20 protein-coding genes and 1 riboswitch are annotated in these 23,470 nt (G+C 63.2%); of the genes, 17 read left to right on the top strand and 3 right to left on the bottom strand.

The genetic code is table 11. The annotated features are described in order from the left end of the window. The first annotated feature begins 29 nt into the window (after nucleotides 1–29). From AAV94_RS05615 to AAV94_RS05580, 7 genes are all read left to right on the top strand, one after another. Nucleotides 30–1,163, top strand: coding sequence for an aromatic ring-hydroxylating oxygenase subunit alpha (locus AAV94_RS05615; RefSeq protein ID WP_046741351.1), 1,134 nt, complete (start codon nucleotides 30–32; stop codon nucleotides 1,161–1,163). Between the two features lie 141 nt (nucleotides 1,164–1,304). Beyond that, entirely contained in the window at nucleotides 1,305–1,997 is a 693-nt protein-coding gene (locus AAV94_RS05610; RefSeq protein ID WP_046741350.1) for a Bax inhibitor-1 family protein, read from the top strand. A gap of 217 nt (nucleotides 1,998–2,214) precedes the next feature. Continuing rightward, nucleotides 2,215–3,078 carry a pyridoxal kinase PdxY gene (gene pdxY / locus AAV94_RS05605; RefSeq protein WP_046741428.1) on the top strand — a complete coding sequence of 288 codons (864 nt, stop codon included), beginning with the start codon at nucleotides 2,215–2,217 and terminating at the stop codon, nucleotides 3,076–3,078. Nucleotides 3,079–3,368: 290 nt separating this feature from the next. Beyond that, nucleotides 3,369–4,496: an aspartate-semialdehyde dehydrogenase gene (gene asd, locus AAV94_RS05600; RefSeq protein ID WP_046741349.1), complete on the top strand. Its 1,128-nt coding sequence runs from the start codon at nucleotides 3,369–3,371 to the stop codon at nucleotides 4,494–4,496. Nucleotides 4,497–4,780: 284 nt separating this feature from the next. Next, nucleotides 4,781–7,201, top strand: a complete 2,421-nt coding sequence (locus AAV94_RS05595; RefSeq protein WP_084824762.1) for a membrane-bound PQQ-dependent dehydrogenase, glucose/quinate/shikimate family — start codon at nucleotides 4,781–4,783, stop codon at nucleotides 7,199–7,201. A 345-nt stretch (nucleotides 7,202–7,546) separates the two neighbouring features. Next, nucleotides 7,547–9,967: a FepA family TonB-dependent siderophore receptor gene (locus tag AAV94_RS05590; protein ID WP_269430761.1), complete on the top strand. Its 2,421-nt coding sequence runs from the start codon at nucleotides 7,547–7,549 to the stop codon at nucleotides 9,965–9,967. Nucleotides 9,968–10,489: 522 nt separating this feature from the next. Further along, entirely contained in the window at nucleotides 10,490–11,848 is a 1,359-nt protein-coding gene (locus tag AAV94_RS05580; RefSeq protein WP_052754931.1) for a class I SAM-dependent methyltransferase, read from the top strand. Nucleotides 11,849–11,862: 14 nt separating this feature from the next. Here AAV94_RS05580 and aroC read toward each other — a convergent pair whose 3' ends face one another. Continuing rightward, nucleotides 11,863–12,942 (bottom strand): chorismate synthase, encoded by a 1,080-nt coding sequence (aroC, locus tag AAV94_RS05575; RefSeq protein WP_046741345.1) that lies wholly within the window; start codon nucleotides 12,940–12,942, stop codon nucleotides 11,863–11,865. Nucleotides 12,943–12,993: 51 nt separating this feature from the next. Further along, nucleotides 12,994–13,494 (bottom strand): TspO/MBR family protein, encoded by a 501-nt coding sequence (locus tag AAV94_RS05570; protein WP_046741426.1) that lies wholly within the window; start codon nucleotides 13,492–13,494, stop codon nucleotides 12,994–12,996. Between the two features lie 266 nt (nucleotides 13,495–13,760). Between AAV94_RS05570 and AAV94_RS05565 the strand changes: the two genes are divergently transcribed. The 8 genes from AAV94_RS05565 to AAV94_RS05530 all read left to right on the top strand — a co-directional run bounded on the left by AAV94_RS05565 (nucleotide 13,761) and on the right by AAV94_RS05530 (nucleotide 21,152). Continuing rightward, a complete protein-coding gene (locus AAV94_RS05565; protein WP_046741344.1) occupies nucleotides 13,761–14,957 on the top strand; it encodes an amino acid aminotransferase in 1,197 nt (398 codons plus the stop codon). Between the two features lie 134 nt (nucleotides 14,958–15,091). Beyond that, nucleotides 15,092–15,231, top strand: a riboswitch (S-adenosyl-L-homocysteine riboswitch). Between the two features lie 106 nt (nucleotides 15,232–15,337). Next, complete coding sequence (gene ahcY, locus AAV94_RS05560; RefSeq protein WP_046741343.1) at nucleotides 15,338–16,789, top strand: adenosylhomocysteinase; 1,452 nt, start codon at nucleotides 15,338–15,340, stop codon at nucleotides 16,787–16,789. A 124-nt stretch (nucleotides 16,790–16,913) separates the two neighbouring features. Then, nucleotides 16,914–17,261 (top strand): phage holin family protein, encoded by a 348-nt coding sequence (locus AAV94_RS05555; protein ID WP_407927307.1) that lies wholly within the window; start codon nucleotides 16,914–16,916, stop codon nucleotides 17,259–17,261. A gap of 12 nt (nucleotides 17,262–17,273) precedes the next feature. Further along, nucleotides 17,274–18,050 (top strand): TlyA family RNA methyltransferase, encoded by a 777-nt coding sequence (locus AAV94_RS05550; protein WP_046741342.1) that lies wholly within the window; start codon nucleotides 17,274–17,276, stop codon nucleotides 18,048–18,050. 70 nt (nucleotides 18,051–18,120) lie between these two features. After that, on the top strand, nucleotides 18,121–18,993 hold the full coding sequence (gene metF, locus AAV94_RS05545; protein ID WP_046741424.1) for a methylenetetrahydrofolate reductase [NAD(P)H]: 873 nt from the start codon (nucleotides 18,121–18,123) through the stop codon (nucleotides 18,991–18,993). Further along, nucleotides 18,990–19,667: a septal ring lytic transglycosylase RlpA family protein gene (locus AAV94_RS05540; RefSeq protein WP_052754930.1), complete on the top strand. Its 678-nt coding sequence runs from the start codon at nucleotides 18,990–18,992 to the stop codon at nucleotides 19,665–19,667. Before metF ends, AAV94_RS05540 begins: the two co-directional genes overlap by 4 nt. A 109-nt stretch (nucleotides 19,668–19,776) precedes the next feature. Continuing rightward, nucleotides 19,777–20,868, top strand: coding sequence for a tRNA dihydrouridine synthase DusB (dusB, locus tag AAV94_RS05535; protein WP_231731250.1), 1,092 nt, complete (start codon nucleotides 19,777–19,779; stop codon nucleotides 20,866–20,868). Between the two features lie 23 nt (nucleotides 20,869–20,891). Continuing rightward, a complete protein-coding gene (locus tag AAV94_RS05530) occupies nucleotides 20,892–21,152 on the top strand; it encodes a Fis family transcriptional regulator (RefSeq protein ID WP_407927306.1) in 261 nt (86 codons plus the stop codon). 109 nt (nucleotides 21,153–21,261) lie between these two features. Here the strand turns inward: AAV94_RS05530 and AAV94_RS05525 are convergent, their stop codons facing one another. Continuing rightward, complete coding sequence (locus tag AAV94_RS05525) at nucleotides 21,262–21,483, bottom strand: glycine zipper 2TM domain-containing protein (RefSeq protein ID WP_046741341.1); 222 nt, start codon at nucleotides 21,481–21,483, stop codon at nucleotides 21,262–21,264. A gap of 263 nt (nucleotides 21,484–21,746) precedes the next feature. Here AAV94_RS05525 and AAV94_RS05520 point away from each other — a divergent pair, with 263 nt between their 5' ends. Both AAV94_RS05520 and AAV94_RS05515 read left to right on the top strand, forming a co-directional pair. Continuing rightward, nucleotides 21,747–22,748: a TRAP transporter substrate-binding protein gene (locus AAV94_RS05520; protein WP_046741340.1), complete on the top strand. Its 1,002-nt coding sequence runs from the start codon at nucleotides 21,747–21,749 to the stop codon at nucleotides 22,746–22,748. Between the two features lie 211 nt (nucleotides 22,749–22,959). Beyond that, nucleotides 22,960–23,466 (top strand): TRAP transporter small permease, encoded by a 507-nt coding sequence (locus AAV94_RS05515; RefSeq protein ID WP_046741339.1) that lies wholly within the window; start codon nucleotides 22,960–22,962, stop codon nucleotides 23,464–23,466. Nucleotides 23,467–23,470 lie beyond the last annotated feature (4 nt).

The following is a 23,470-nucleotide window of genomic DNA, read 5'->3' as shown; positions in this document are numbered from 1 at the left end:
TGGGGGGTCTTTAGGTCAGGACAAACAGCATGTCTGATTTAAGTCTTCAACTGCAGCAGGCCACCAGCCAGTTACCGGTCTCCAGTTATTTCGACGAAGCGCTTTTCCGGCGCGAGATGGAGACCATCTTTCAAGCCGGGCCCCGTTATCTGGGGCATGCGTTGGCCGTTCCGGAACCGGGCGACTACTACGCCCTGCCGCAGGAGCAGCAGGGACGTGCACTGGTGCGCCAGCGCGACGGCAGCGTGGCGTTGATCTCCAACGTCTGCCGCCATCGCCAGGCAATCATGCTGCAGGGTCGTGGCAACCTGCAGCGCAACGGCAAGGGTCACGCGGCCGGCAACATCGTCTGCCCGCTGCACCGCTGGACGTACAGCGAGAACGGCGAACTGCTGGGCGCGCCGCATTTCCCACAGGATCCGTGCCTGAATCTGAACCGTTACACGCTGCGCGAATGGAACGGCCTGCTGTTCGAGGACAACGGCCGTGACATTGCAGCCGATCTGGCACGACTTGGTCCGCGCCATGCGCTCAGTTTCGAAGGCTTTGCGCTCGACCATGTGGAAATGCACGCCTGCAACTACAACTGGAAAACCTTCATTGAAGTCTATCTGGAGGACTACCACGTCGGGCCCTTCCACCCCGGTCTCGGCAACTTCGTGACCTGCGACGACCTGCGCTGGGAGTTTGGCAGGGAATACTCGGTGCAGACGGTCGGCGTGGCCAACGCACTGCAGCAGTCGGGCAGCGAGGTTTACCGCCGTTGGCATGACGTGCTGCTGCGCTACAACGAAGGCAAACTGCCGCAGCACGGCGCGATCTGGCTGACGTACTACCCGCACATCATGATCGAGTGGTACCCCCACGTGCTGACGATTTCCACGCTGCACCCCATCAGCGTGGACAAGACCATGAACGTGGTGGAGTTCTACTACCCCGAAGAGATTGTCGCGTTCGAACGCGAATTCGTGGAGGCGCAACGCGCTGCATACATGGAGACGGCCATCGAGGACGACGAAATCGGCGAGCGCATGGACGCGGGCCGCCGCGCCCTTTTCGAGCGCGGCGACAATGAGGTGGGGCCCTATCAGAGCCCGATGGAAGACGGCATGCAGCATTTTCACGAGTGGTATCGCCGCACCATGCAATACACCACGCGCTGACAGGTGGCTGACGCTCTTTTCCTGCCGATGGCGACAAGATCGGGGCAAAAACCTGATGGATCGTGGGACTTGTAAGCACGGATACACACCCCATATAGAATTTCAGGTATCCCGATTTTCACCCTACGAAGGAAGTTACGAATGAACCAACACCTAAACGCACGCGGCATGGACTATGGCGTGGTCAGTGCCGAGATGCGCAATCGCGTGTTGCGCAACTCCTACTGGCTGCTTGCCCTGTCCATGATTCCCACGGTCATTGGCGCCCTGGTTGGCTTGCAGCTCAATGCGGCAGCACTCCTGTCTGGCGGCGTGGGGCTGATTGTCTTCTTCGCCGGCGCCTTCGGTTTCATTTATGCGATCGAGAAAACCAAGAACTCGGGCGCAGGTGTAGCCGTGCTGCTGGCCTTCACCTTCTTCATGGGCATCATGCTCTCGCGCATCCTCGCCATGGTGCTGGGCATGAGCAATGGCACGCAGCTGATCATGATGGCCTTTGCCGGCACGGCCGCAGTCTTTGCCACGATGGCCACGATTGCCACCACGACCCAGCGCGATTTCTCCGGTGCCGGCAAGTGGCTGGTGACAGGCGCCATCGTCATTCTCGTGACGATGCTGCTGAACTTCTTCGTCTTCCAGTCCACTGCGCTGGTGGCAGCACTGTCGGCAGCTGCAATCGCATTGTTCAGCTTCTGGCTGATGTATGACATCAAGCGCATTGTCGATGGCGGCGAGACCAATTACATCAGCGCCACGCTGTCGCTGTACCTGAACGTCTTCAACATCTTCCAGAACCTGCTGGTGATGCTGGGCATCTTCGGCGGTGACGATTGATCGTTGCGCTGCGCGGCGCGACGCTGATGGCTCCCGGCCCCGCTTCATGCGGGGCTTTTTCGTGGCCGACTGTACCTCCTCTGCCGCCACCGATTTGCGCTGCATGCTGCGGTATTGCCGCACAATCGGCACGCGACTGCCTGCGCGCACCTGCATGTACGCCAGTGCCGCCGGTCCCCGATATCCCGCCCTTGCTCTCGTTGTCCTGATACTCGCCATGCCTCCCGTTGTTCTCTCGGTTCAATCCCATGTCGCCTACGGCCATGCCGGCAATTCCGCAGCAGTGTTTCCGTTGCAGCGCTTGGGCATTGAAGCGGTGCCGGTGCACACCGTGCAGTTCTCCAACCACACGGGATATGGCGCCTTCCGTGGTCAAGTATTCGATGCCCAGCATCTGCAGGACATCTTTGTCGGGCTGGAGGAGCGCGGAATCCTCGGGAGAATTGACGCTGTTCTCTCCGGTTACATGGGCGATGCCAGCATCGGTGACGCGATTGTTGCCATTGCCGATCGAGTGCGCCAACGCAACCCGAAGGCACGCTATCTGTGCGACCCAGTGTTTGGCGACGTCGGCCGCGGCATCTTCGTGCGGCCCGGCATTCCGGAATACCACCGCACCCATACCCTGCCCGCGGCAGACATCATCACCCCCAATCAGTTCGAATTCGAACAGCTCATGGGCGGCGCGCCTTTGCAATCCATTGCGCACACGCTGGAGGTCGCGCGGAGCTATATCAATGGCTCGGCAAAGACGGTGATCATCACCAGCGTGATGACACCCGATGTGCCATCCGGCACCCTGGCCACCCTGGCCATCACTGGCGAGCACGCCTGGACGGTCTACACCCCGGTCATCGAGCGCCAGCCGCTGCCGAACGGGATGGGTGATACCTTTTCGGCCATTTTGCTGGCCAGGCTACTGCTGGGGGAGAGTCTGCCGCATGCCCTTGCCCACGCGACATCCAGCCTGTTTGCGCTGGTCCATGCCACCTGCGATGGCAGCCGCGATCTGCCACTGGTTGCCGCCCAGGCGGAGATCGTTGCGCCGTCGCGGCCTTTCGACGTGATGGTCATCGACTGATGCTCGCAGACAGTCCCAGACAGAAACCGCTATACTCTGCGTCACTATGGCCGCGCAGCTCCTCGCTCCTCATCACACCGTCTCCGTTCGCGTTGCGGGCGGCGTACGCAGGGGCCGTCAGACTGCCTGGATATCTGCTGTAGCGGATGCTCAGGCGCGCGTTGCCATCACCACAAAGACGATTAAGGGCTGAAGCAGCTCCGGATCGTCGCGCCCGTCCTTCAACCGGCCAGACGAGCCGGGGCAGAAACAGGTTTTTCTGCAACATCTGAAGAAAGGGTAGCTCCATCATGGCAAAACTTACGGGATTGGTCGGCTGGCGTGGCATGGTCGGCTCGGTACTGCTTGACCGCATGCAGGCCGAAGGTGACTTCGACGTCATCGAGCCGGTCTTTTTCTCCACGTCCAACGCTGGTGGCCCGGCTCCCGCGCAGGCTCGCAACGAGACTACGCTGCAGGACGCCTATGACATCGAGGCGCTGCGCAAATGCGAGATCATCCTCACCTGCCAGGGTGGCGACTACACCAAGCAGGTCTACCCGCAACTGCGCGCCGCGGGCTGGCAGGGACACTGGATCGATGCCGCGTCCACTCTGCGCATGGACAAGGACGCCGTCATCGTGCTTGATCCCGTGAACATGCCGGTCATCAAGAATGCACTCGCCGCTGGCGGCAACACGTGGATTGGCGGCAACTGCACAGTCAGCTGCATGCTGATGGGCGTCGGTGCACTCTACAAGGCCGGGCTGGTGGAGTGGATGAGCACCCAGACCTACCAGGCCGCTTCCGGCGGCGGCGCGCAGCATATGCGCGAGTTGCTGACGCAATTCGGCACGCTCTATGGCGAGGTTGCCGCGCTGCTGCAAGATCCCAAGAGCGCGATTCTCGAAATCGATCGCACTGTCATTGCCAAGCAGCGTGCCCTCACCAGCGAGGAGACAAGCAACTTCCTCGTGCCGCTGGGCGGTTCGCTCATTCCGTGGATCGACTCCGATCTTGGCAATGGCACCAGTCGTGAGGAGTGGAAAGGCATGGCCGAGACCAACAAGATCCTTGGCCTTGGCGAAGCATTCGGCACCCCTGCCATTCCGGTAGACGGCTATTGCGTGCGCATCGGCGCCATGCGCTGCCACAGCCAGGCGCTGACCTTCAAGCTCAAGAAGGACGTGCCGCTTGACGAGATCGAGGAGATGCTGGCGCAGGACAACGCGTGGGTACAGGTGGTGCCCAACACCAAGGAAGCCACATTGCGCGATCTCACGCCAGTGGCCGTTACCGGCACCATGCGCATCCCGGTGGGGCGGCTGCGCAAGCTGAACATGGGGCCGGAATACCTTGGCGCCTTCACTATCGGAGACCAGCTCCTGTGGGGCGCAGCCGAGCCGCTGCGGCGCATGCTGCGCATTCTGGTGAACTGAAAGACCCGCCACGCTCGCCGACCCGGGCCACCGCAAGGTGGCCTTTTTGCGTCACGTACCCGCTGCCCCTGCGCGGCGCGAAATGGCGTATTGGCGCTCCCTCGAGGGCCGCCCGGCCAGGCGCGCCGCGCACGCCTCCGCCCGAGAAACCTGGATAGCGGCAGGGGCATGTCGTCAAAAAGTTACAGGCGTATCATGGCGCCGCTTTATGCCGGACCGTGTTTTGACCGGCACAGGGCATCAGAAAAGGCGAACCATCGCACGCTTATTTGAGGAACTTGACAATGACAACACACACATCTGGCGCTGGTGCAGCAGACAGACCGCGTTCATGGCCATTGCGCTTTTTTGGCGTGCTGCTGGCCCTGATCGGCCTGGTGCTAGCAGTCGGCGGCATTCAATTAGTCACGCTGGGAGGATCGTGGTACTACCTGCTGGCGGGTGCCGCCTTGCTGCTGTCTGGCATCTTGCTGCTGCTGCGGCACAAGCTGGGCGCATGGCTGTTTGGCATCACTGCCTTGGCCACCGTGGTCTGGGCGGTCGCCGAGGTAGGCCTGGACTTCTGGAAGTTGGTGCCCCGGCTGGCGCCTTTTCTGGTGCTCGGTTTCGTGCTGGCGTTGCTTCTGCCGCAGTTGGCAGGCATGCGCGCACGCCGCAGCGCGTATGTGCTGGCGAGCGTGCTGGGCGTGGGCCTAGTTGCCGGTGCGTTTGCGATCTTCCAGCCGCATGGGGTCATCCACACCGCTGCCGCCCCCAAACCGCTGGGGCCAGCCACGGCAACCCCGAGCGACTGGCAACACTACGGGCGCACCCCGGCCGGCACGCGATTCGCACCGTTCGATCAGATCAATCGCGACAATGTCAAACAGCTGGAGGTTGCCTGGACCTACCGCACCGGCGAGATCGCCGAAGGAGCTTCGGAGTTCCAGAACACCCCTATGCAGATCGGCGATACCGTGTTTGTCTGCACGCCGCTCAACAAGGTCGTGGCGCTCGATGCCGATACCGGGGCCGAACGCTGGAAGTTCGACCCCAAGGTCGAGGACCGCAAGACCTGGAACCGTTGCCGTGGTTTGGGCTACTACGAGCCGGCCAAGGTCAGCCAGCCTTATTCCTTTGAGGAAGATGCCGCATGGCATGCGGCCCATCCCGCCGGCAGCCCCGTGTGCGCCAGCCGTGTGGTCATGACCACCATCGATGCGCGCCTGCTGCAGATCGACGCCAAGACTGGCGAACTGTGCCAGGACTTCGGCCAGGGCGGTGTGGTCGATCTGACCGTTGGCATGGGCAAGGTGGATTACGACAACGTGCTGTGGTATTACCTTACCTCCGCGCCGACGGTCGTGGGCAACATGGTCATCATCGGCGGCTGGACGTTCGATGGCCGTTCGGTCGACGAACCCTCCGGCGTCGTTCGCGCTTTCAGTGCCGACTCCGGCGAACTGATCTGGGCCTGGGACATGGGCCAACCCGAGATCACCAAGCTGCCGCCCGAAGGCGGCTCCTACTCGCGTTCCACCCCCAATGTGTGGTCAACGCCTGCCTTCGACGAAGATCTCGGCCTGGTCTACCTACCGCTGGGCAACCAGCAACCCGACTTCTGGGGCGGCAACCGTCCGGAAACCACCGAGAAGCATTCCTCGGCCGTCGTGGCACTCGACATCCGTACCGGTCGCGAACGCTGGACTTTCCAGACCGTGCACCACGACATCTGGGACTACGACATCGCTTCGCAGCCGGCGCTCTACGACATTCCCGATGGCAAAGGGCAGACCATTCCGGCCCTGGTACAGCTGACCAAGCGCGGTCAGATATTCCTGCTTGACCGGCGCGATGGCACACCGATTGCCGAAGTCGAGGAGCGCGCGGTGCCGCAGACCGTCGCCGCTGGCGACTGGGTGGCAAAAACCCAGCCCTACTCCGTCGGCATGCCTGCCCTGGGAGCCGAGCCGCTGACCGAAGCGGACATGTGGGGCGCCACCTTCTTTGACCAACTCGTTTGCCGCATCGCATTCCGCAAGCTCAACTACGAGGGCGAATTCACCGCGCCATCGACCAAGCCGACGCTCATTTACCCGGGTTACTACGGCGGCTTCAACTGGGGCAGTGCCGCCATCGACGAGAACCGTGGCTACCTGTTCCTCAACGACATCCGCATTCCACAGGTGGTCACGTTGATTCCGCATGAGAACGTGGATGAAAGCAAGCTTGTGGCAGGCCACGGCGTGGGCAGCACCTATCCGATGCACGGCACGCCGTTCGTCATCGACCACGCGGCCTTCAACTCGCCGCTGGGCATTCCCTGCAATGCGCCGCCATGGGGCGTGTTCGCAGCCGTCGACCTCGAAAGCCGCGAGCTGATGTGGCAGGTCCCGGCCGGTACCGTCGAAGATGCGGTCGTCAACGGCATCCGGGCATCGCTGCCGGTGCCGCTGGGCATGCCAACGTTGGGCAGTGGTGTGGTGACAGCCTCTGGCCTGGTGTTCTACGGTGCGACCCAAGACTACTACATGCGCGCACTTGATGTCGCCACCGGCGAGGAGCTGTGGAAGTCCCGCATGCCCGTGGGCGGTCAGGCCACCCCGATGAGCTATGTCTCCCCCAAGACGGGCCGCCAGTACGTGGTCATGGCAGCCGGCGGCGCCCGCCAGTCGCCTGATCGCGGCGACTACGTCATCGCCTATGCCCTGCCCAAGACGCAGTGATTGGCACCCCGGGTGGGCCCCTGCCCACCCGTTGCCGAAACGGAGCAGACAACGCCACCTATCGTTGCTGCAAAAAAACATCCGGTGCGCGCCACGCTGCTTCGCACCAGCGCAGTCCACATCGCTACCTGCAGAAAAAAGGCCGCCACCAGGCGGCCTTTTTCATGGCGCCGCTTGACCCCACGCGCGCAAGGCAACCACGCCCGCACGGCGCGCCCCGGTGCCAAGGGAGCCGAGGAGCGACCGGCAGCCTTGCATGCACGTGCGCGCAGCCTGCAAGCAACGGGACGGGCGCCGCCTGCGCACGCTTGCATGGTTGGACCTGACGGCAACCAATCCGCACTCATGATGGGCGCCGCCTGCGCACGCTTGCATGGTTGTCACGCGCCGTCCAGGCTGCGTCTCGGGCATGGCGGACACCCTCTGCGGCGTAGCTTGATCGCAACAAATAGTAAAGACGAAATCTCAAATAATAGTTATTACCATTACACTAATATTTCACGATTTATCAACGGAACTTTTCTGACCGTCACTATGAACCCGTCCTCCTGCCATGCGCGCCTCTTCCGCCGTCACTTGATCGCGAGCGCCGCCGCCTGCACGTTGCTGGGCATGTCCGCACACGTTGCCGCACAAAGCACCGACTCCGAGAGTGCCGACGCTGATGCGGATTACCAGCTACAGGAAATCACCATCAGTGGCACCGCGGAAGAGCAGCTCAAGCAAGCTGTCGGCGTATCCACCATCACCAAGGAGGACATTGAGCGGCGCCCTCCCGCCAACGATCTGTCGGAACTGATCCGCACCATGCCCGGGGTGAACCTCTCGGGTGCCAGCTCTACCGGAGCATTCGGGAACCAGCGCCAGATCGACCTGCGCGGCATGGGGCCGGAAAACACCCTGATCCTGATCGACGGCAAACCCGTGCAGTCGCGCAACTCCTCCATGATGCGCCGCTCCGGTGAACGCAACACCCGCGGCGACAGCAACTGGGTGCCGGCCAATGCGGTCGAGCGCATCGAGGTGCTGCGCGGCCCCGCCGCGGCTCGCTATGGTTCAGGTGCAGCCGGCGGTGTGATCAACATCATCACCAAGCGCCCCACCAAAAAGCTGGAAGGGGAAGTCACGACCTACTTCCGCCTTCCGGAAGATGGCGATGAGGGAGATACGCGTCGCGCGGGCTTCAATCTTTCAGGCCCACTGTCGGAGACTTTTTCATTTCGCGTCTATGGCAATGTCGCCAAGACCGACCGCGACGCCGTTGACATCAATGCAGGGCATGGCTCACAGGCTGCGCCAGCAGCCGGGCGTGAAGGGGTGCGCAATCGCGACATCAATGGGCTGTTGCGCTGGGATCTGACGCCAGACCAGGTACTGGAGTTCGAGGCAGGCGTCAGCCGCCAAGGCAATATCTACAGCGGTGAACGCTTTGTGCAAGCGGACCTAAATCCCATCCAACGACAAATGGCCGACCAGGGGGCCGAGACCAACCGAATGCTGCGTCGCAACGTTGGCATTACGCATCGAGGGCGATGGGGCAGATGGGGTGACTCGCGCCTGATCTACCAATACGAAGAAACTGACCGCCGCTACGTCAACGAGGGCGCGGCTGGCTCTGTCGAGGGAGGATTCACGGACCCCATTACATGGAATAACTCGAACCTGAAAAACCATTTCCTCAACGGCGAGCTCTACATGCCGCTGACCACCGGCGCCGTCGGACACATGCTCACTGTAGGCGCGGAATACCGGCGCGAACAACTGCGCGATCCAGGTTCGCAAAACGCCAATCCTCCAGCCGGATTTGAACGCAGCGGAAACCCCGAAATCAGCGCCGACACCTGGGCCCTCTATCTGGAAGATAACATCGCCCTGACCGATGCGCTGGTGGTCACCCCCGGCTTGCGGCTGGACCACCACGACAAGTTCGGCAACAACTGGAGCCCGAGCCTGAACGCAACATACCAGTTGAATGAGCAGTGGGCCATCAACGGCGGGGTGGCACGTGCCTTCAAGGCCCCCAACCTCTACCAAAGCAACCCTGACTACTGGTATTACACGAGGGGTAACGGTTGTCCCATCGGTGTTGACAGAAATTGCTACATCCAGGGCAACCCGGACCTCGATCCGGAAACCAGCATCAACAAGGAAATTGGTCTGAGCTGGACCAACCATCAGGGCTGGGACGCCACGGTGGCCGTGTTCGACAACGACTACAAGAACAAGATTGTGGCGGACATGCCCTTTGCTCCTCCACCAGTTGGAGACGGTTATAACCGTTATCAGTGGTTCAACGCCGGCAAGGCCAAAGTGAGGGGCCTGGAAGGCAGCCTGAACGTTCCGCTACTGGGCGAGCATGGCGAGACACTCAAGCTGTTCAACAACCTGACCGTGATGGATCAGAACAAGAACAAGGATACGGGCCAGCCGCTGTCCATCATTCCCAAGTACACGCTCAACAGCACGCTCGATTGGCGCATCAATCGCGCGTGGTCCGCCGAGCTCAGCGCTACCCTCTACGGCAAACAAAAACCGCGCACCATCGGCGCGCGCGGGCAGGAGTTGACCACCGAGGGCCGCGGCTCCTACGCGCTGTTTGGCCTGCGCGCCAACTGGCAGATCTCGCGCAACCTGCGCGCCGGCTTCGGCGTGGAGAACCTGGCCGACAAACGCCTGTACCGCACCGCCAACGCCGAGGCGGCAGGGGCTGCCACCTACAACGAACCAGGTCGCGCCTACTACATCACGCTGACGGGATCCTTCTAAGAACCTGTTGACGATCTTTTCATGTACCGCGCAGTCAGGCCAAAGTGCGGCGGGCAAGGCGCCTGCCGCAGCCCAGACCGGTCCTCTGCGCAAGGCGGGCAACGCGGCCCGGTGTGCTTTTGCCCAGCTGCCCTTGGGAGTGCCTGGCCAAACGCGCGCTGCGGCGTTGCACATCCTCGTCGGGCCAGCAGAGCGACTGCGGTTTGCGCCTTGCATTGCGCATCGTCTGGTGAGGCAACGCGGTGCATTAAAACGATCGTCAACAGGTTCTAAGAGGCCATTCGGGCGCCTCCCCCCCGTGGCGCAGCCAGTGGCGCGCATGGGTTGCAACGTCTCGCCGGGCAACCTGCCCGGCTTGCGGTTTGCGCCCTGGCGCTAACTGCGCTGCGCCTGCTTGCGAAGACATGGACCTGCGTGCGCTCAAGGCCTTGCGCGCAGAAAGTTCAAGCCACTTCGGCAAATGCCGAAGTGGCTTTTATCATGGTCGCCCGCCCATCTCGATTCGCCCCGAATTATCAAGTCATGCACCGCTGCGACACCTACATCACCGATGTGCCCTACCCGGCCCATTTCCACCGGGAAATGCTGCCGGCGTGGCTTCACACCACGCTGACCGCAGCCGGGTACGCGGCGCCGACACCGAATGCCCCGTTTCGCATGCTCGAACTGGGCTGCGGCATCGGCATCAACACTCTGGTCAGCGCCGCCTGCCATCCGCAGGCCGAGACGATAGGCATCGATCTCAGCAGCCGGGAAGTGGCACAGGCACAACTTGTCGCCAGTGCCGCCGCGCTGACGAACGCCCGCTTCGAATGCGAAGACCTTCGCGACACCGCGCAGCGCGCCTTGGCACAGCCGGCCCCCGATTGCGACTACATCGTCTGCCACGGGCTCTACAGCTGGGTGGAACCCAACGTGCAGGACGCCCTTCACACCATCATCGCGCACCGGCTCAAGCCGGGTGGCATCGTCTACCTCGGCTACATGTGCCAACCGGGTTCTGCCGCGTTCGGCGCCGCGCAAAAGCTGATGCATCTGCATGCCGACCGCGCCTCCGGCGACAGTGCGCAGCGCGCCCGCAGCGCCGTGCAACTGGTGCAGGCTTTGGCCAGCGGCGGCGCCGGCTACTTCGTGGAACACCCGTCCGCACAGCGCGAAATCCAGCGCCTGACACAGGAGGACGACGCCTACCTCGCGCACGAGTTTCTCAACCGATCATGGCACGCCCACCACGTTGCCGAAGTCATGGCCCGGTTCGCGCAGTCCGATTGCGACTACACGGCAAGCGCCACACCCATCGAGAACATCGACGCAGTGTCGCTCCCGGCAGGCGTGCAGCCCATCATCGACGCCTTGCGCAGGCAAGGCGCCGGCACCCCGGAAATCGAGACGGCCAAAGACATTGCGCGCAACCAGAACCAGCGGCGTGACATCTACCAGAAACGCGAGCCGCAAGGCCATCGCGCCTGCCTCCTGTCTGCCCAACAGCATCGCCACGCCTTGCTGACCCAGCGCGTGGTGCTGCTGCCCTCGGCCGACCTGCAGCAGCTGCAAACGCGCGATCCCGCCGCAACACTGACGCTAGCGACCCGCATCGGCCCGGTGCAATTGCCACTGCACCATGTGAGACCGATGCTGCAGGCGCTGCGAGAAGGAGCGCGCACCTACGCGGAGCTCGCGCAACTTCCCAGCTACCAGGCCAACCCCGGTTTCATCAACCAGCTCCTGCAGGTGCTGGCATGGGCCGGATGGCTGCGTTTCGCGCACCACGACAACCCTGCCATGCCGGCACGCATGGCGCGCCTGACCCAGGCGTTGGAAGACCTCGTCCCCGCCTCAGTGCAGCAGCAGCTGAGCCTGTTGATGCCCCGCCCGGACTGATGCTTGCAAAGCCTTCACTCCATCGCCGGCAGACCCGCGTCGCCCATCAGGGCGCGCTGGCGCAACGCATGGTCCATCAACACCAGCGCCAGCAGTGCCTCGGCAATCGGCGCGGCGCGGATGCCCACGCACGGGTCGTGGCGCCCCTTGGTCACCACCTCGACGGGATTGCCCTCGACATCCACGGACTGGCGCGGCGTGAGAATGGAACTGGTCGGCTTGACGGCAATGCGCACATCGATGTCCTGGCCGGTGCTGATGCCACCCAGGATGCCCCCGGCGTTGTTGGTGGCAAAACCGTCTGGGGTGATGCTGTCCCCATGTTCACTGCCCAGCTGACGGGCGCTGGCAAAGCCAGCGCCGATCTCCACCCCCTTGACGGCATTGAGCCCCATCATTGCGTAGGCGATGTCCGCATCGAGCTTGTCGTAGAGTGGCTCACCCAGCCCGGCAGGCACCCCGCTGGCGATCACCCGGATCACCGCACCGCAGGAGTCCTGGCGCTTGCGCAGCGCATCCATGTACTGCTCCAGCTCCTGCGTGCGCGCTATGGGGGCGAAAAATGGATTCTGCCCAACGTATTCGAGCGATTCGAACGGAATCTCGATGCCGCCCAGCTGCGCCATGAAGCCATGGATGGCCACACCAAAGTGTTCGGCCAGCCATTTCTTGGCCACTGCGCCAGCTGCCACCGTCGGCGCCGTCAGCCGCGCCGAGGAGCGCCCACCACCGCGCGGATCGCGGATGCCGTACTTGTGCCAATAGGTGTAATCGGCATGGCCCGGGCGGAACTGCCGCGCGATTTCGCTGTAGTCCTTGCTGCGCTGGTCGGTGTTGCGAATCAGCAGGCCAATGGGCGCGCCAGTCGTGCGGCCGTCATAGACACCGGAGAGGATTTCCACGGTGTCGGGCTCGTTGCGCTGCGTGACGAAGCGACTGGTGCCAGGGCGGCGGCGATCCAACTCCTGCTGGATGTCCGCCTCGCTCAAGGTCAGCCCTGGCGGACAGCCATCAATCACACAGCCAATGGCCGGGCCGTGGGATTCACCAAAGTTGGTGACGCGAAATAGGGTTCCAAAGGTGCTGCCGCTCATAAGGCGCAGATTATCCGCGATCCGCCACCACCGCGCCCGCGCAGGGCTGCATCACAGCAGCGCCGGATTGCGCCACCAGATCGTGCCCGCCAGCACGGTGGCGAAACTCACCCAGGCCAGGTACGGCAGCAACAACACGGCGGCCAGGCGACAGGCACGGCAGAACACGGCCGCCGTCCATGCCACCAGCACGGCCAGCAGCGCCGCCAGCGCCGTTGCCTCTGCACCCCAGTGCCAGACAAAAAACAGCCAGCTCCACAACGCGTTGGCAGCCAGCTGGGCGCCGAACGCCAGCAGGCCCTGCCGCAGCCGAGCGCCCCGCGCCCTGCGCCAAAACAGCCAGCCCGACAGGGCCATCAGCACGTACAGCACCGACCAGACCGGCCCGAACAGGCTTGCAGGCGGCGCCCACAGCGGCAGATCCAGCTGCATGTAGAAGCTGCGCGCATGCACCGAGGCAAGGGCCCCGATCGCAGCGGCGACCAGCGTTACCGCAACGAACAGCAACAACGCAAGCGCCTGCGCGCCGGTGGATCTGGAGGACAACTGCATCTGGACAAACTGCCTGTGATGGATGAAAAAGGAAACCCGCCACCTGGCGCGTGGCAGCATGCATGCCGCGCGCAGGAACATGGGGACGCAAGCGCGATTGTGTCCGGAGCGGGTGCGCCGCCCTGTCAGCAAACAGGCCAAGCTGCACCGCGCCTGGGCGCGCCAGCGGCCCGTGTCCTGCAGCCTGCCGGGCAGTGGAGCCAACAAGCCTACAATAGCGCCCCGTCAATTCTTTTGCTTTCTCAACCACCGCAAGGACGTTTGCCATGTCACTGTTTTCCGCCGTCGCGCTGGCGCCCCGTGACCCGATTCTGGGCCTGAGCGAACAATTCGCCGCCGACACCAATCCCAACAAGGTCAACCTGGGTGTAGGCGTGTACTTCGACGAGAACGGCAAACTGCCCTTGCTGGACGCGGTCAGAAAGGCCGAGGCAGCGCTGCAAGCCAATCCCAAGCCACGCGGCTACCTGCCCATCGACGGCCTGGGCAGCTATGACCAGAATGTCAAGGAGCTGGTGTTTGGCAAAACCTCGGAACCCGTCACATCCGGTCGCGTCGTGACCGTCCAGGCGCTTGGTGGCACCGGCGGCCTCAAGGTGGGTGCCGATTTCCTCAAGCAGCTGCTGCCGGACTCCAAGGTGCTGATCTCCAACCCGAGCTGGGAAAACCACCGTGCCATCTTCACCCAGGCGGGTTTCGAGGTGGGCACCTACACCTACTACGACGCAGCACGCCGCGCCATCGACTTCGAGGGCCTCAAGGCCGATCTCGAGAGGGCCGAGCAAGGCACGATCGTGATCCTGCACGCATGCTGCCACAACCCTACCGGTTACGATCTGACCCCGGCGCAGTGGGACGAGATCATTGCCATCGTCAAGGCGCGCCAGCTCACGCCGTTCCTTGACATGGCCTACCAGGGCTTCTCGCAAGGATTGGCCGAGGATGGCGCAGTGGTAGGCAAGTTCGTCGCCGCCGGCCTGACCTTCCTGGTGTCTACCTCGTTTTCCAAGAGCTTCAGCCTGTACGGCGAGCGTGTCGGTGCGCTGTCCGTGCTGACGCAGGACAAGCAGGAGGCTGCACGCGTACTCAGCCAGCTCAAGGTCAAGGTGCGCACCAACTATTCCAACCCGCCCACCCATGGTGCCGCCGTGGTCTCGCATGTGCTGGCCGATGCCGAGCTGCGCGCCCTGTGGGAAGAGGAGCTTGGCGAGATGCGCACCCGCATCAAGGCCATGCGTCAGAAACTGGTCGACGGCCTGAAGGCCGCCGGCGTCAGCCAGGACGTGTCCTACATCACCACACAGGTAGGCATGTTCAGCTACTCGGGCCTGACCAAGGAGGAAATGGTGCGCCTGCGCGAGGAGTTCGGCGTCTACGGCACCGACAGCGGTCGTATCTGCGTCGCGGCGCTCAACAGCAACAACGTCGACTACGTCGCACAGGCTATCGCCAAGGTGATGTGACGGCTTCAGTCTGAAGAACCTGTTTTTCTCGGGAAAAAGCGCCTGGCTCATGCAGGCGCTTTTTTTCGCCTGCGCGCGGGCGCTGCGCCATGCAACCGGCAAGTCCCCCAATGCCGCTGCCCGTATAATCGCGCTGCTCCGAGGAGCGTTGCAGCGAACCGGTGGCCTGTTATCTGTCAGGCTGGTTTGCGAGGCTCGGACTTCATGCACGCGTGATGTGGCTTCGCCGTCTGGCGCCCGACACTCCATGCATTCGCAACGACGCTCATCCGCCCGGCGGCAGGGTGGTGGGCGCGAGGTCACGCAGTTCCACCACCTTCTGGTTTCCATCCGCCTGGCGGTTCAAGTCCCAAAGAAGCCATGAACTGAAGTTCTCTACCATGAACGCTCGCACTGATCTTCCCCTGGCCACGCACAGCGTGATCGCCAACCCCGAACTTGCCGGCTGGGGCCGCAAGGAAATCGCCATTGCGGAAACCGAAATGCCGGGCCTGATGGCCATCCGCGAAGAATACGCCGCCGCGCAGCCGCTCAAGGGCGCGCGCATTGCCGGCAGCCTGCACATGACGATCCAGACGGCCGTACTGATCGAAACGCTGCAGGCACTCGGCGCCACTGTGCGCTGGGCTTCGTGCAACATCTTCTCCACGCAGGATCACGCCGCTGCCGCCATTGCCCTGAATGCTGCCGAAGGCGGCAAGGGCACGCCCGTCTTCGCCGTCAAGGGCGAGACGCTGGAGCAGTACTGGGACTACACCCACCGCATCTTCGAATTCGGCCCCAAGGGCAGTGAGGCCGAAGGCCCGAACATGATTCTCGATGACGGCGGCGATGCCACGCTGCTGCTGCACCTGGGTAAGCGCGCCGAGCAGGATCCGTCCGTGCTGGCCCACCCCAAGAGCGAGGAAGAGCGGGTGCTGTTTGCCACCATCAAGGCCAAGCTGGCCGAGGACAGCACCTGGTACTCACGCAAGGCCGCCGGCATCATCGGCGTGACGGAGGAAACCACCACCGGCGTACACCGTCTCAATGAGATGTCCGCCAGAGGCGAGCTGCTGTTTCGGGCCATCAACGTCAATGACTCGGTCACCAAGAGCAAGTTCGACAACCTGTATGGCTGCCGTGAATCCCTGGTTGATGGCATCAAGCGCGCGACCGACGTGATGATCGCCGGCAAGATCGCCGTCGTCGCAGGCTACGGGGACGTCGGCAAGGGCTGTGCACAGGCCCTTGCCGCATTGCGCGCTCAGGTCTGGGTGACCGAAATCGATCCGATCTGCGCACTGCAGGCGGCCATGGAAGGCTATCGCGTCGTCACGATGGAGTACGCTGCCGACAAGGCCGACATCTTCGTGACCACCACCGGCAACAAGGACGTGATCCGCCACGAGCACATGGTGGCGATGAAAAACGAAACCATCGTCTGCAACATCGGCCACTTCGACAACGAGATCGACGTTGCCTCGCTGGAGCAGTACCAGTGGGAGGAGATCAAGCCGCAGGTCGACCATGTCATCTTCCCCGATGGCAAGCGCATCACCCTGCTGGCCAAGGGGCGTCTGGTCAACCTCGGCTGCGCCACCGGCCACCCCAGCTACGTGATGAGCTCCTCGTTTGCCAACCAGACGCTGGCGCAGATCGAGCTGTTCACAAAGAAGGAACAATACGAGGTCGGCAAGGTCTATGTGCTGCCCAAGCATCTGGACGAGCACGTGGCACGTCTGCAGCTGTCCAAGCTGGGCGCGCAGCTGACCGAGCTGACGGACGAGCAGGCGGCCTATATCGGCGTGCCCAAGCAAGGCCCGTACAAGCCCGACAGCTACCGCTATTGAGCGGCCGGGCCTTTCCGGCAGTGATGCCGGAGGCGGCCCTCGAATGGGCCCCGCACCTTCGCCGGCCGCCCCACGGGCGGCTCTTTCCGCAAGTCTGCCGACATGACTGACAAGGAGTCGCAAGATGATCGAACTGCTGTTGAACTGGGTGCTCAGCGCCTCCGCGCTGATGCTGGTGGCCTACATGCTGCCGGGCGTGCATGTCAGCAACTTCAAGGCGGCGCTGATCGCCGCCATCGTGGTCGGCCTCATCAACGCCCTGCTGCGGCCGGTGCTGGCGTTGCTTACGCTGCCGTTGTCGATCCTCACGCTGGGCCTGTTCTACCTGGTGCTCAACGGACTGTTGTTCTGGCTGGCGGGTTCACTGACCAAGGGCTTTCAAGTCAGCGGCTTCTGGGCCGGGCTGTTTGGCGCCATCCTGTACGGCGTGATCAACTGGGCCTTGGGCAGCATCGTCTTCTCGCTGCTGTGATCGCCTTGCTCCATGCGCGCTGATCAACGCGTCGTCGATGCTGGCCTCGCAGGCACTCGCTCCCTGGCACAGCGGCTGATCCGGGCTGGCGCAGTGGACTGGCGTCTGCCGGGCACCAGCTGGCAGCTTGTGCGCAAGAACGGCGAGACGCTGCCCGAGCCCGCGCAGCTGCGCCTGCGCGATGCCGCGCAGACCCGTTACGTCTCGCGCGGCGGTCTCAAGCTCGAGGGCGCGCTGCATGCCACGGGGCTGAACGTTGCCGGCTGGCACTGCCTGGACGTGGGCCAGTCGACTGGCGGCTTCACCGACTGCCTGCTGCAGCGCGGCGCCCGGCATGTCACCGGTGTGGATGTGGGCCACGGCCAGCTGCACCCAGCCATTGCCGGCGATGTGCGCGTACGCGCGCTGGAAGGCCTCAATGCGCGGCAACTGAGCCCGGCACTGCTGGCACCGCTGCCGCAGACCGGCTTCGATCTGATCGTTGCCGATCTCTCGTTCATCTCACTGACGCTGGTGCTGCCTGCCATGCGTGCCTGCATGGCCGCACACTCCCAGGCCCTGCTGCTGGTCAAGCCGCAGTTCGAGCTGCAGCCCGAGCAGCTGGGCAAGGGGGGCATCGTGCGTGATGCGGCGCTATATGCGCAGGTGCGCCAGCGCATTGCCTCTGCCTGCGCGCAGACGGGGCTGCAACTGCTGGACTGGTTCAACAGCCCCATCGAAGGCGGCGACGGCAATCGCGAGTTCTTCGTCTGGCTACGCCCGGGCGATGCCGGCAGTGCGCCCCCTTGACCGCCAAGCACGGACTTGCCTTTCCTCCAATCACGGCAACGGCTCCATGCCCCGTGCCACCCGATTTGCCATGACATCCAACCCCTCTCAGCCCTTTCCCCGCGTGCCGGTCAGCCTGGAATTCTTCCCCCCCAAGACGGAGACCGGCATCGAAAAACTGCGTGGCGTTCGCCAGCAGCTGTATGCGCTCAAGCCGCAGTTCTGCTCTGTGACCTATGGTGCGGGCGGCTCCACCCAGGCCGGCACCTTCGCTGCTGTCGGCGAAATTCTTGCAGAAGGCCAGCAGGCTGCCTCGCACCTGTCCTGCGTGGGCGCCACACGCGAGAAACTGCGTCAGGAGCTGGCGCAGCTGCAGGCCATGGGCGTGCGACGCGTGGTGGCACTGCGCGGCGATCTGCCCAGTGGTTACGGCATGGGTGGCGAGTTCCACTACGCCAGCGATCTGGTGGCCTTCATCCGCTCGGAGACGGGTACGCACTTTCACATCGAAGTGGCGGCCTACCCCGAGATGCATCCCCAGGCAGCCTCACCGCAAAAGGATCTGCAGGCGTTTGCCACCAAGGTCAAGGCAGGTGCGGACTCGGCCATTACCCAGTATTTCTTCAATGCCGACGCCTACCTGCGCTTCATGGACGAAATCCGTGCCATGGGCCTGGACATTCCCGTCGTGCCCGGCATCATGCCCATCATGGGTGCGACCCAGCTGCTGCGCTTTTCCGATGCCTGCGGCACGGAAGTGCCACGCTGGATTCGCACGCGCCTGCAGGCCTTTGGCGACGACACTGCATCGATCCGCGCCTTCGGGCTGGATGTGGTGACCCAGCTGTGCGAACGGCTGATGCGCGAAGGCGCACCAGCACTGCATTTCTACACCATGAATCAGAGCACGCTGGTCCTGGAGCTGGCGCGCCGCCTGCGCCTTCTGGAGGATGCACTGCCATGATCGGGCGCAGCCCCCGCGCAGCGCCCTCTGCCGCGGCAGCATGTCATCTGGCCCGCTCGGCCATTGTCGCGCTGACCATCCTGCTTGCAGCAGCCTGCACCACCCAGGGGCCACCGGAGCCCCTGCCCGAGCCGCTGGCCGCCGAGCGTGTCCTCGACCTTGAGGTCATGCCGCCTGTCTACGAACTGGTGACCCCCTCGCCCGCCATGCAGAGCATGCTCGGTCTGCGCCCCAGCGAGGAAACCATCAATGCGCGAATTATCCCCCCCCGCCTGCGCGAGAGTGATTTCAGCGTTCCACACGACCTGTTCCAGACGGGCCAGGCGTCATGGTACGGCGATCGCTTTCACGGCCGCCTCACCGCCAATGGCGAGCGCTACGACATGCATGCCATGACAGCCGCGCATCGCACTTTGCCGTTCGGCACCATGGTCTGCGTACGCGGCTTGCTCACCGGCAAAGAAGTGCTGGTACGCATCAATGATCGCGGCCCCTATTCGGGCCGCCGCATCATCGACCTCAGTCGCCGCGCTGCCGAGGAATTGGGCATGCTGGCGCAGGGTATCAAGCAGGTTGCCCTATGGATTCCCGATGAGGACAGCCCCCCGTGCGGCAACGGCAACGTCATACTGCACGGCAAGGGCGAGCCGCCACCACGCAATGGCAAGGGATGAGGACATCTTCACGTCTCCTGCAGCGCGCCGCAGTGTCGGGCACCGACCGCATCGGGCCGCGCCTGACGCAGCGACGCATGCAAAGCGTATGAACGGATTCTGACCCACGATGACAATGCAACCGGCCTGCACTGTTGCGCAGCGCGCACTGAGTCCCCTGCGCATTGGCCCCCACGTCCTGCCCAACCGGCTGTTCGTCGCGCCCATGGCTGGCGTGACGGACAGGCCTTTTCGCATCCTGTGCCGTCAGCTGGGGGCAGGCCATGCGGTCAGCGAGATGGTTACCTCTCAGCCGCATCTGTACGCCAGTCTGAAAACCTCCCGCCGCGCCAATCATGACGGTGAGCCCGGCCCGATCGCTGTGCAAATCGCGGGCACCGATGCCGCCATGATGGCCGAAGCCGCACGCTACAACATTGAACGCGGCGCGCAAATCATCGATATCAACATGGGCTGCCCGGCCAAAAAAGTCTGCAATGCATGGGCTGGCTCGGCGCTGATGCAGAACGAGCCGCTGGCCATCGCCATCGCCGAAGCGGTGGTGGCCGCATGCAGCCCCAGCGGCGTTCCTGTCACCCTCAAGATGCGCACCGGCTGGAACGCCGAGAGCAGGAATGCCGTCCGATTGGCTCGCGCGTTCGAGGCGGTGGGCGTGCAAATGCTCACCGTACACGGACGCACGCGCGAGCAGGGCTACAAAGGCCATGCCGAATACGACACCATAGCCGCCGTCAAGCAAGCCGTGCGGATTCCGGTGGTGGCCAACGGCGACATTACCGATGGTGTCAGCGCGCTGGCGGTGCTGCTGCGCACTGGCGCCGATGCCATCATGGTGGGCCGTGCCGCCCAGGGACGCCCCTGGATATTCCGTGAGATCGCTCACTACCTGACGCACGGACAGGCGCCTGCGCCTCCGGCTACCGAGGTCGTTCGCCAGGCATTGATTGCCCACCTGCACGAGCATTACGCACTGTACGGCGAATACACCGGCGTGCGCACGGCGCGCAAACATATCGCCTGGTACCTGCAGGACGTACCCGAGGGCAAGGCACTGCGCTGCGCCATCAACCAAGTGGACAGCAGCGCCGAACAGGTACGGCTGCTGGATGCCTGGCTCGCTCAACTGGCCCGGCGTCACCCGCGCTGGCCTGCTACTCAGGCGAGCGATGCAACGCAGCACCACGACGCGCTTGCGGTATAGTTGCCCATTGAACTATGGGCGCGATGGCGGGCTGCAACCGGATGACTACGAATATCGAAGATTGTGTGCGGGAAAGTTTGCGACAGTATTTCCGCGACCTGGACGGAATGGCGCCCAGCAATGTCTACGAGATGGTCATTCAGCGGGTTGAAAAGCCGGTTCTGGAAGAAATCATGGCCTGCGCGGAGGGCAACCAGTCCCGCGCGGCCCAGTGGCTGGGCTTGAATCGCAATACCTTGCGCAAAAAGCTGCTGCAGCACGGCCTACTTGATCCGCAGGCCTGAGAACCTGCGCTTGCGCCACAGTGCTCCGCTGCAACGTAGCGCCTCAGTGCATCTGGCAACCGCATCCGGTCACGCACGAGCATGCGGCTGGGGCGCTTGCGCGGGGGCGTCACTTGCCCAGCTGGTCACCAACGACGCCACCGATGGCTGCGCCCCCCACCGTTCCAAGCACGCTGCCACCACTGACGGCTGCACCGGCCACACCGCCAATTGCAGCGCCCCCGACAGTGCTGCGCTCGCGTTTGCTCATGCCATCCCACGTCGAACAGGCGGTCACGCCAAACGCCAGCGCGGTAACGGTGATGACTTGTACGGCCCTTTCTTTCAGCATCTAGGTCTCCAACACGGTTGTTGATATGCCGTCAGCTTAGCCTGCGTTTGGCATAGGGCGTGTCAGACAAGGCAACGGCCATGCAAAGACGTGTTACCAAGCTTGTCTGCGCATTTCACGCCACAAGTTGATTGAAGCGGCCCGCAATCCACAGTAAAGTCGGGGGCTTTTCACAACGCACGGACTTTGGCGTTGCGTAAAGTGCCCGGCCCCCTTCCAATACACACACAAACAGCGGTTTCCATGCCGCACAAGGAGTACAAATGCACACAATCGTTCACCGCCTCAAGCAGTGGCTCGTTCCCGGCCTGTTGGGTGCCGCATTCACTACAGCCGCACTGGTATCCACGGCGGCGAGTGCGCAGACACAAATCAAGCTGGCCTATGCGCTGTCTCAGCAATCGCACTACGGTGCCGCCGGCGAGGCGTTTGCCAGGACGCTGGAAGAAGGCAGCGGTGGCAAGTTCACGGTGCAGCAGTTTCCCAACAGCGCGCTGGGCGGCGAGCGTGAAGTGATTGAAGGACTGCAGCTTGGCACCATTGATGCCGCCGTGCTCTCCACCGGCGCCACAATGAACTTCGTGCCCAGCGCCGCGGTGTTCGACGTGCCCTTCTTGCTGCGTGACCTGGAGCATGCCCGCAAGGTGCTCGATAGCGAGATCGGCGAGAACATGCTTGCTGAATTCAGCAAGCGCGGCCTGATTGCGCTGGCCTGGGGGGAGCAGGGCTTTCGCCACCTCACCAACAATGTCCGTGAAGTCGCCACGCCAGCAGACGCCGCGGGGCTGAAGATTCGCACCACCGAAAACCAGCTGCACATTCAGGCGTTCCGGGAAATCGGCATCCTGCCCACGCCCATGGCCTGGCCCGAAGTGACCACTGCACTGCAGCAAGGCACTATTGACGGGCAGGAAAACCCACTGTCGGTGATTGTTTCGGCCAAGCTCTCGCAGCTGCAGAAGTACCTCTCGCTGACTGGCCACGTCTATGCGCCTGCAGTCATCATCGTCTCGCCCAGCGTCTACGAAGGTCTTTCCGACGAGGACAAAGCCTTGTTCCAGCAGGCTGGCAAGGCCGCTGGCCAGGCGATGCGCGCATACGTCTCGGAGGTGGAAGCCTCGGGGCTTGAGCAACTCAAGCAGGAGGGCATGATCGTTACCGAAGTGGACCGCGCGGCATTTGCCAAGGCCGTCGAGCCTGCCTACGCAGACTACAACAAACGTTTTGGCGCGGACCTGATCGAGAAGATTCGCAGCACCCAATAAATTCCATAGCTGCTCCAGACTGCGGCCGCTGCCACGGTCTGGACACACATAACGGGGCACCCTGCCCTGGGCAACACTGTCTCGCGGCTCCTAGCCTTATCCGCGCCAGCCGCCTGTGAAGCCGACTTTTGAGGCCATCCACGCACCTGCTTGGTCAGCCTTGCGCCGCACCGACTGCCGACTGTACTCCGTCACTCTTGCTACAGCCACCATGCCTTTCATCCTTCGCTTTGACCAGCTTGTGTTCCGCACGGTGTCCTGCCTTGCCCAACTGCTGCTGTGGCTGGCTGTGGCATCAGGCTTTTTCCAGGTCGTGTCCCGCTTCGTGCTGCACTCCCCGTTGGACTGGAGTGAGGTGCTCACACGCGCGGCCATCATCTGGGCGGTGATGCTCGGCACAGCCCTGGCATTTCGGCAGGGTTCGATGATTGCCGTGGAGTTCCTGCGTGAGCGCATACGCGGGCGCGCGCTGCAAGTGACCAACGCTCTCATTCACCTCGTCAGTCTGGGATTCATGGCATTTCTGGCATGGATGGGTGCACAGATGACCTATCGCGTACGCTTCCAAAGCATCGCAGGGCTGGAGGTCTCCATCTCCTGGGTCTATCTGGCCATACCGGCTGGAGCTGTGCTGGCATGCCTGGCCATCCTGCTGCGCTGGCTCTGCCCCGATGCACCCGCATCTCAAACGCCTGTGCGCAACGACGCGCAAGGCTGAACTG

It is taken from the genome of Lampropedia cohaerens (assembly GCF_001005215.1).
GTDB classification, from domain to species: Bacteria; Pseudomonadota; Gammaproteobacteria; order Burkholderiales; family Burkholderiaceae_C; genus Lampropedia; species Lampropedia cohaerens.
This window is presented reverse-complemented; position numbering and strand designations above follow the sequence as displayed.